Source organism: Frankia sp. CeRuru1 (assembly GCF_977966315.1).
In genome coordinates this window covers 1-9140 of sequence record NZ_CDWWEW010000148.1, presented here as the reverse complement: position 1 = coordinate 9140, position 9140 = coordinate 1, and the positions used below count along the sequence as shown (strand labels likewise).

The window sequence follows — 9140 nt, the reverse complement described above, 5'->3', positions numbered from 1 at the left end:
CCGGGTCGACCCGCCCGACCCGCTCGAAACCGAGCCGTTCGTAGAGGCCGGCCACCAGAACGTTCTTCGCCGACGGCCGGTAGTGCCCGGTCACGCGGGCGAGGCCGCGGCGGCGGGCCTCGGCGAGAACAAGCGCGGCAACCTCGTCCTCGAGGGTCCGGCCGATCACCCGGCAGCTCATCAGCCAGGTGTCGATGTCCAGCGCGCCCGCCGACTCCACCGCGATGACCACGGCGACCAGACCGTGGTCGGCGAACCGGTCGGCGAGCCGGACACAGAACACCGCCGTGCCGGGGTCGGCGGCCAGCCGCTCGATCTCAGCGGCGCCCCGGCGGCGACCGGTCAGGTTGAACTGGTTGGTCTTGCCGACCAACTGGGCGACCCGCGGCAGGGTCATGTCGTCGAGCGGGACTACGGTGGCGGTCATGTCCAGCCCGCGGTGGAAGTCCTCCAGCGAGGTCGCCGCCGCCGCGGCGGCGGCCGTCTCGGCCCGGGCCCGGTACGCGGCGGTGCGCGCGGCGTCCTCGGCCGTGAGGGCGGTGGCCTCGAAGAAGGGGTAGTCCGCCAGCGCCCGGACGTAGCCGTGCGGATCGGCGGGCAGCGCCACGACGTCCACCTCGGGAACGAGCTGGCGGACGACCTCGCGTTCGGCCGGGTTGTCGTCGACGAAGACCAGCGCGTCGAGGCCGAGGCCGAGCGCGGCGGCGATCCGGCGGATCTGCGTCGGCTTGTCGTCCCAGCAGGCACTGAACACCGCGATGTCATCAAGGCCGAGCCGCATCCCCGGATGACGCTCGAACGCCTCCCGGGCGTCGGCGTCGTTGTTCTTGGAACAGACGGCGAGCACGACCCCGCGGGCCTTCAACTCGGCGACGTACGTCTGGAACGCGGCGAACGCCTCCCCGACGGCGCCGTCGCCGAGCGCGATGCCGGCCAGGCCGTCTTCCCCGAGCACGCCGCCCCACAGGGTGTTGTCGAGGTCGAGGACCAGGCACTTCCGGCTCGTTCCCAGCTGGGCCCCGATCACCGCGGCGGTGTGCCGGGCCAACAGCGGCACCTGCGCGAGCGACACCGCTTGCTTGGACCGGTGCCAGTACCGCGCGTCAAACCAGGCACGCTTGCCCACGTCGGCGGCGAGCCGCTCGCAATCGACGAAGGCGACCCCGTCGCCTCGCTGGCCGGACACCCGGCCGAGTTCGGCGTTGACCCGCGCGAGCATCGTCGGCCGGGAGCCGGGAACCCGCAGCGCCAGATGGCCGAGCGTGACCTCGCCGGGGATGGCGAAGGTGTGCTGGACGATCCGGGCCCCGCACCGATTTATGATCATGTCCCACAACGACGTCCAACGCTCGACCTCGGTGGCCACCGCGGCGGCTGGGTCGTCGGCGACCGCCGGCAGGGCGGTCTCCCCAGCGTGCACCGCGAGCACGACGACGTCGGGCCGGAACCGGTAGAGCTCACTCGCGGGGTCCAGGATCTCCTGGCGGTACTGCCCATAGCCGCATTCGTAGACCTCGACGGCGACCCCGGCTCGCGCCGCGGCCAGCGGCAACAGCGCGGCGAACTGCGATGTCGTGTAACTGCCGAGCACGGCCACCCGCGCGGACCTCGGCAGCGGCACGACCCGCGGCAGGACGCGGCGCAGCACGCCGGCAACGGCCGACCAGGCACCGAGATCGCTGCCGGCGTCGGTGAGCGCCAGGGCCCACCGTACGGCTCCGGCGTCGTCGCCGACCCGCTCGTGCGCGACGGCAAGATCACGGCACAGCGCCGCGGCCGGGATCTCGCTCGTGGCGGCGCGCGCGGTCAGCTCGGCGATCCGCGGGTGTCCCGGCGGTGACGCGACGCCCTCGCCGACGCCTGTGCCGACGCCTGTGCCGACGTCCCTTCTGTCGGTCATTGCTGCGGCCCCTCCCGGTGCGACTCTTCGCGGCGCCCATACGCACTTTCTCGGCACTCTACCGTCACGTAAGTGTTGATACGCGACGGAGCGGCCATCAGGCCAAGGCGGCAGCCGGGGACGCGAGGAGCGTGCCGCGGTCCATGGAGGTTGCGCGTCGATCGGGACCGGGACCGGGACCGGGGAGGCGGTCACCCGGCAGCGGCACGCCCCACCGGGCATCGGCCGTCTCCTGCGCCGTCGAAGGCGCTGAAGCCGGGAAAACCACGCCGGGCCATCCGGACGAGCTACCTGCTTGGTAACAGTGGTCTGCCTAGACCATGCAATGTGGAAAACTTCCTCAGACAGGGCGCGTAACCGGACACGATCAGCCACGCCCGCCGAGCGGCAGCCCCGGAGGCAGGACCCCCTCATGCACCACCGCGCCATGCTCGGCCTGCTGGTCGGTCTCGCGCTGCTGGTCGGCCTCGTGATGACGACCGCTCCGGCCGGCGCCCTCGTCCCGCCGCACGCGGCCGGGCCCGACCCGGCTCCGATCGCGCCCGCCCGAGGCTCGCAGTGGTACCACGCTGTCCTGGGACTCGCCCAGGCACACCGGATCAGCCAGGGCGCGGGCACGGTGGTGGCCGTCATCGACGGCGGGGTCGACGCCAGCCAGCCTAAGTTGTGGGGTCAGCTGCTTCCCGGTACCGGTATCGGTCCCGGGACGGCGCGGGACGGTTGGCGCGACAATGATCCGAACGGGCACGGCACCGCCATGGCGGGCATCATCGCCGGTCGCAACGACAACGGCCGGCCCGAGGTCCGCGGCATCGCCCCGGCCGCCAAGATCCTGCCCGTCTCGACCGGCGCCGAGGCGAACTCGGAGAAGGTCGCGATCGGCCTCCGCCGGGCGGTCGACCTGGGCGCCGACGTCATCAACCTTTCCCTGGGCTCGACAGGGGCGGCGACCCCGGACGAGGAGAAGGCGGTCGGCTACGCCCTCGCGCACGACGTGGTGGTGGTCGCCTCGGCGGGGAACGTCGAGTCCGGCGACACCGCGATCAACTCCCCCGCCAGCATCCCGGGAGTGGTCGCGGTGACCGGATCGACGGCCGCTGATGGTTTCTGGCGGGAATCGGCCCGCGGGCCGCGGGCCGTCATCGCCGCGCCGGCCCCCGGTATCCGGGCCCCCGTCCCGACCAGGGTCTCCCCGGACGGCCTGGACACCGGGGGCGGTACCTCGAACTCCGCGGCGATCGTCGCGGGCGTTGTCGCCCTCATCCGGGCCGCCCAGCCGGACCTGGACGCACCCAACGTCATCGAGCGGCTCGTCTACACCGCGCGGGATGCAGGCCCTCCTGGCCGCGACGATGAGTTCGGCTTCGGCATCGTCGACCCCGTCGCGGCGCTGACCCGGGCCGTGCCGGTGGTCAGGACCAATCCGCTGCTGTCGGAACCGACACGCTGGGGGGTGGGCGGGCCCGCGCCGGCCGCCGGCCGCATCATGCCCGGCGGACAGGCCCGGGGATCCGCCGACGACGCGACGACCCACGGGGACGGCGCCACGCTCACGAGCACCGGTCCGACGAGCACCGGTCCGACGAGCACCGGTCCGACGAGCACCGGTCAGATCGGCGCAACCGGCCCGGGCTCGTCGGAACTCTCGCCACTGGCCTGGGCCGCCGGGCTCGGCATCGCGGCCTCGCTGGGCGTCCTGCTCGGGATCGTGACACATCTGCTGTACGCCTGGCAGCGCGCGGCGCGGGCGGGGCCGGGCCGCACGGGCAGCCGCGTCCGCCCGCGCTCCCCTACCGGGTGATCTCGCCGTGACACGGTGGACCGGCGCGCCACTTTTACCATGGGCGCATGACACACGCGCTCCTGGACGAGCTGTCCTGGCGTGGACTCCTCCACGCCAGCACCGATCCCGCCGAACTGCGGGAGCACCTCGACAGCGGACGGCGGCGCTGCTACATCGGCTTCGACCCGACGGCCCCCTCGCTGACGATCGGCAACCTGCTGCCGATGACCCTGCTGATCCGGGCCGCACGGGCGGGGATCGGCGCGGTCACCCTGTTCGGCGGTGGCACGGGTCTGATCGGCGACCCGTCGGGCAAGTCGGTGGAACGCAGCCTGCTCACCGCCCGGGAGGTACGGACAAACGTGCTCGGACAACAGGAGATCATGGAATCCGTCTTCGCCCGGGCCTTGGACTCCGGCCAGCTCCCGCAGTTCGTCGACAACGCCGACTGGCTCGGCGGACTCGGGATGATCGAATTTTTGCGGGACGTCGGCAAGCACTTCCCCGTCACCGAGATGGTCCGCCGTGACTCGGTGCGCCGGCGGCTGGACGATCCCGACGTCGGCCTGACCTACACCGAGTTCAGCTACTCCCTGCTCCAGGCGTACGACTTCCGCCGCCTGTGCGAGGACCACGGGGTCACCCTCCAGCTGGGCGCCTCCGACCAGTGGGGCAACATCGTCGCCGGGATCGACTACGTGCGACGGGTGCTGCGCACCCAGGTACACGGGCTGACCTGCCCCCTGCTGCTGCGTTCGGACGGCACGAAGTTCGGCAAGTCCGAGAAGGGGGCGGTCTGGCTCTCGGCCGACCGCACCTCGCCCTACACCCTGTACCAGTTCGTGATTAATCTGTCTGACGACGAGGCACGCCGGTTCGCCCTGTTCTTCTCGCTCATCGACCGTGAGCCGCTGGAGCGGCTGTTCGCCGAGCACGCCGAGGCTCCGGGCAGGCGAGCGTTGCAGCGTCACCTGGCGCGGGAGATCACCGCACTGGTGCACGGCCAAGCCGCGGTCGACGCGGCCGAGGCGGCGTCGGCAGCGTTGTTCAGCGGGGACGTGAAGGCGATCGGCGCGGATCTGCTCTCCGACGTCTTCGCCGACGTGCCCACGGTCGAGGAGCCGGCCGCCCGGCTCGAGGAGGACGGCTGGCCGGTCGTCGATCTGCTGATCGCCACCGGCCTCGCCAGCAGCAAGCGGGATGCGCGCGAGCACCTGGGCAACCGTGCGGTCCTGGTGAACGGGGAACGGGTCGGCGTGGAAGCCACCGTCGGGACCAAGGATCTGCTACACGGCTCGGTCATCCTGGTCCGCCGCGGTCGCCGGGAATGGCGGGTAGCCCGCTTCACCTAAGCCCGGGACTACCGAGTTCACTTCCCTGCCTGTCCAGAGGGACGAATCGGACAGCCAGCCCGCTGAACAGGCAGGGAACGAACGAGGGAACGGGCGCGGCTAGTTGGCCGGCGGCCCGACCAGCAGGCCCTTGATATATGCGGCGTGCTCGTCGGCCACTGCCTTCCTGCCCCGGGCTCGAGAGAGCACCGTACGCCCGGCGTAGCCGGCGACGAGCATCGAGCGCATCACGTTCACCCGGGCCGGCGCATTGTGCTTACGTAGATAACGCACCATGGACGCACCGCGCATCTGCAGCATCCACGTCTTACCGGCCCCGGAACCTCCCGCCCCGTGGGGTACCAGCAGATCGGTGCGCAGCTTCTGCCGCAGCCCCGCCTCACGGATCGCCCGGCCGAGCGCCATGTCCTCGTTGTAGACGTAGAACGTCTCATCGAAGGCGCCTAGTTCGAGGAAGGTGGACCGGCGGACGGCCATGCAGGCGCCGGTCAGCCACTCGGGGTTCATCGGGCGGCCCGGTGTCGGCCGGGCGAACAGCGCCGAGCTCGGCGCCACCTTGTGCGCTCCCAGCACGTGCAGCAGCACCCGGCGGGGCGTCGGCTCCCAGCCGCCGTTACCGAGCTCGGGCTTGTCGTCGTGCCCCTTCATGGTGGCCGCGCTGGTCACCAGTTCGGGATCGGCGATGAGGTCGTCGACCAGCGTGTCGATGACCTCCACGGTGGGCCGGCTGTCCGGGTTGCCGAGCACCACGTACTCGTAGCGCGACGAACGGATGCCCATGTTGGCGGCCTTCGCGAATCCCTTGCCGCCGCCGGAGTCAAGGTAACGGCTGTTGGGCCGGCCCGCGATCAGCTCGTCAACGCGGTCGACGCCCTCGGCGTTATCGATGATCACAACCGGCATGTCCAACGGAAGGGTCGCGAAGAGCTGCTCGAGCTGGCCACGGCTGTGAAAACTGACCAGTACCAGCTCGTACTGCCACCTGGACCAGTTGGGCTTCTCGACGGACATGGCGGCACGCTCCTCACTGCGTGTGCTGACGCGCACTCAGGTGGATGTCCACGCCTCGTGCGGTGTTGCGGTCCTGCGGTGTTGCGGTGTTGCGGTCCTGTACCACACGGTATTCCCGCCCCAGGGCGGGATGGTATTTCGCTAGGCGTAGCCGGTGACGGGCCGAGGTGGGTTCTCCAGCCAAAGCCGGTTCCGGCCGGCGTCAGCGGCGTCAGTTGCCGGACTGGGTCAGTTGCCGGCCGGGGCCAGCTCGGTCGGCGGGCCGGGCGGCGTCGTCTGCCCCGGTGGCGGGACCGGCCCCGTGGGCGCCGGTGACGTCGCGGAGGCCACGGCCGGCCGCTCCGGCTTGGGCCAGACGGCGGGCCGGTCCCGGGCCACGAAGCGCCGCACCCCGCCGAGCGCGACGGCCTGGAGGAAGAAGACCTGCGCGACCAGGCGGGTCGGACCGGGCGGCGTGCGCCCGGTCAGCAGCGCCGCGGTGCTCACAGCGCCGACGGCGTTGCCGGCCAGGAACAGCCGGGCGATCCAGCTCCGGCGGGCGGCCGGGAGGGCGAGCCCCACCAGGACGACCTGCGCCAACGGGCCGAACGACGAGCGGACCAGCCGGTGGCCCCACAGTTGCGGGGTGACCGGCAACGCGCCGGGCACCAGCGCCGCCCGGCGCCGCCAGAGCATGTCGAGGTTGCCAGCAACGATGCGGGTCCGCCGCTCCCACTCCGCCGAGTAGTCCGGGCTCGACGACTCGATCGAGTACGCCTCGGGTTCGTAGACGACCCGCAGCCCCCCTTCGAGGATGTCGAGAGCCAGCCAGGCATCGTCGACGGCCACGTCCGCGGGCAGGGGCCGAAACGCCTGGCGGCGGAAGGCCAGCATCTCGCCGACCACGCCGATGGTCGCGCCGGTCGCCGACTCGCGGCGCTTCAGCCAGGACTCGAACTTCCAGTAGAAGCCCTGGGCGCCGTCGGGATCGTCGACCTGCTTCTCCCCTGCCACCGCGCCGACCGTCTCGTCGGTGAAATGGCGGGCGGCTGCCCGCAGGGCACCGGGCGCGAGCACCGCGTTCGCATCGGTGAGCACCACGAGCTCGTGGGTGGCGGCGGCGACTCCCCGGTTGACCGCCCGCGCCTTGCCGAGGCGTTCCCCGGACGACAGCACCCGCACGCCGGGCCGGCGCGAGGCCTCGGCCGTCTCCGGATCGTCGGCCACGACGATGATCTCCATCGGCCCGGGATAGTCCGTGCCGGTGAGTTCATCCAGTTTCGCCCCGATCACCGCCGACTCGCGATAGGCGGAGACGACCACGCTCAATCCCGGCCAGATCTCAGGGTCCGGCGGTGCCGTCGACTCCAGGCCACGGCTGCGCAATCCGATATAGATCGGATACAAAACGTGACCGTAAACGGTTGTGGCTCCCAGCGCCGCGACGGCGGCACCTCGACCGATGGTCCGGACACCTGTCATGGCGGTTACCGTAGCGTTCCGCCGGTCAGCCACAACCAACGGCTCCGTCCTTTGCGGTACGGCGCCATTGACTCCATGACACGCCATGACGCCGCGCAGCCGTGGCACCCGCACCGCGCCAAAGTCGTCCCGCGGAATCGGATGGACCCCCCGGCGGACCTGCGCGCACCTCGACCCCACCTTCACCTCACGACACTCTTGTCATCTACCTGCAACTGTCCGCGACACCCCGCACGAGTACCGAGCCCGCAGTCGTTACCCGACCCCACGGTCGTTACAGTTGTCCGGTGAGCGACTCCACGCGCTGGATCGTCGTTGTCGAGGAACCGTTTCTCCCAGCGGACGCGGGCGGACGGGTGGAGACCTTCAGCTTCCTCACCGCGGCCTCCGCGGCCGGCGTTCGGATGCAGGTCCTGGTGCCTTCCCGGGAGAACCTGGATATCGCCGCGTACGAGGAGGCCGTGCCGGGTTCGGCCGTCATCCGGCTGCCTCGTGACGACAGCCCACGGGCACACCTGACGGCCCGGCCATTCATGCACGCCTCCCGGCCGGTCAGCCCGTTGCGCCGCGCGCTGGAGTCGACGCCGCCACGAGCCGACGCCGTGATCAGTTACAGCTGCCGGACGTCGCATCTCGGCGAGGAGGTCGCCCGGATCTGGAAGCTGCCACATCTGGTGCGCGCGCACAACGTCGACTCGGAGTTCTTCCGGGTGCTGGCCCGCAACAGCTCGGGGCCGCGCACCGTCGCCTACGAGCTGGAGTATCACAAACTGCGGCTGGCGGAGCTTTCGATGCACCACTCTCCGCTCATCACCTGCATCGCGGACATCTCGCTGGAAGACCACAACTGGCGGCGTACGCGGGCGAGCATCCCGACGTTCCACCTGCCGCCGTTCCTGCCTGTCAGTGCCCTCACCGCATCGACGGGCACCGAGCCGACGGGCACCGAGCCGACCGGCACCGAGCCGACCGGCACCGGCCCGGCCGGGCCGGTCCCGCCGGGCCGGAAGCCGGCGCCTCGGGACGGCGCCGGCAAGAAGCTGATCTTTGTTGGCTCGCTGGATACCCCGACCAACATCGAAGCCCTGCGCTGGTTCCTCGGCGGCTGCTGGCCGACGATCCGGGTCCGCCATCCCGACGCGACCTTCCAGGTGGTGGGGCGGCGTCCGGAGGAGGGCCTGGCGGCATGGCTCGGTGGCTTCGAGGGCGTGGAGCTGCACACCGACGTGCCAAGCGTTGCCGGTTACCTCGCCACGGCCACCCTGTCGGTGAACCCGATGCGTTCGGGATCCGGCGTGAACATCAAGGCGATCGAGGCAATGGCGACGGGAACGCCAGTCGTGAGTACACCCACCGGCAGCCGCGGCCTCGGCTGGACGCCCGGTACCCACCTCCTCGTCGCCGAGGACGCGGGGGCCTTCGCCGACGCCGCCTGCAGCCTGCTGGAACAGCCCTGGAAGGCGGCCGAGATCGGAACAGCCGGCCGGGCCTACGTGCTACAGGAACTCGACCACGCGGCACTCATCGGTCGCATCCAGGAACATCTGACGCCAGCCTGAGTCCTTCCCGCCGGGCCTCACCGGGCCGACGGAGGAGGGTGGTAGGCGGGAGACCGGTGGGCGGGAGGCATATC

Annotated in this window: 6 protein-coding genes; 3 read left to right on the top strand and 3 right to left on the bottom strand. The window is 71.2% G+C overall.

The window, feature by feature from the left end:
* On the bottom strand, positions 1 to 1900 hold a 1900-nt coding region (locus AC08OP_RS12600; protein WP_476614360.1), incomplete at its 3' end, for an HAD-IIIC family phosphatase.
* A 412-nt stretch (positions 1901 to 2312) separates the two neighbouring features.
* On the opposite strand from AC08OP_RS12600, the gene AC08OP_RS12595 reads away from it, so the two are divergent.
* Positions 2313 to 3701: a S8 family serine peptidase gene (locus AC08OP_RS12595; RefSeq protein ID WP_476614359.1), complete on the top strand. Its 1389-nt coding sequence runs from the start codon at positions 2313 to 2315 to the stop codon at positions 3699 to 3701.
* 47 nt (positions 3702 to 3748) lie between these two features.
* Positions 3749 to 5035 (top strand): tyrosine--tRNA ligase, encoded by a 1287-nt coding sequence (gene tyrS / locus AC08OP_RS12590; RefSeq protein WP_476614358.1) that lies wholly within the window; start codon positions 3749 to 3751, stop codon positions 5033 to 5035.
* 99 nt (positions 5036 to 5134) lie between these two features.
* Here the strand turns inward: tyrS and AC08OP_RS12585 are convergent, their stop codons facing one another.
* Positions 5135 to 6046, bottom strand: coding sequence for a glycosyltransferase family 2 protein (locus AC08OP_RS12585; protein ID WP_476614357.1), 912 nt, complete (start codon positions 6044 to 6046; stop codon positions 5135 to 5137).
* A 228-nt stretch (positions 6047 to 6274) separates the two neighbouring features.
* A complete protein-coding gene (locus tag AC08OP_RS12580; protein WP_476600777.1) occupies positions 6275 to 7507 on the bottom strand; it encodes a glycosyltransferase family 2 protein in 1233 nt (410 codons plus the stop codon).
* 287 nt (positions 7508 to 7794) lie between these two features.
* Between AC08OP_RS12580 and AC08OP_RS12575 the strand changes: the two genes are divergently transcribed.
* Positions 7795 to 9066 carry a glycosyltransferase gene (locus AC08OP_RS12575; protein WP_476614356.1) on the top strand — a complete coding sequence of 424 codons (1272 nt, stop codon included), beginning with the start codon at positions 7795 to 7797 and terminating at the stop codon, positions 9064 to 9066.
* The last annotated feature ends 74 nt before the right edge of the window (positions 9067 to 9140 follow it).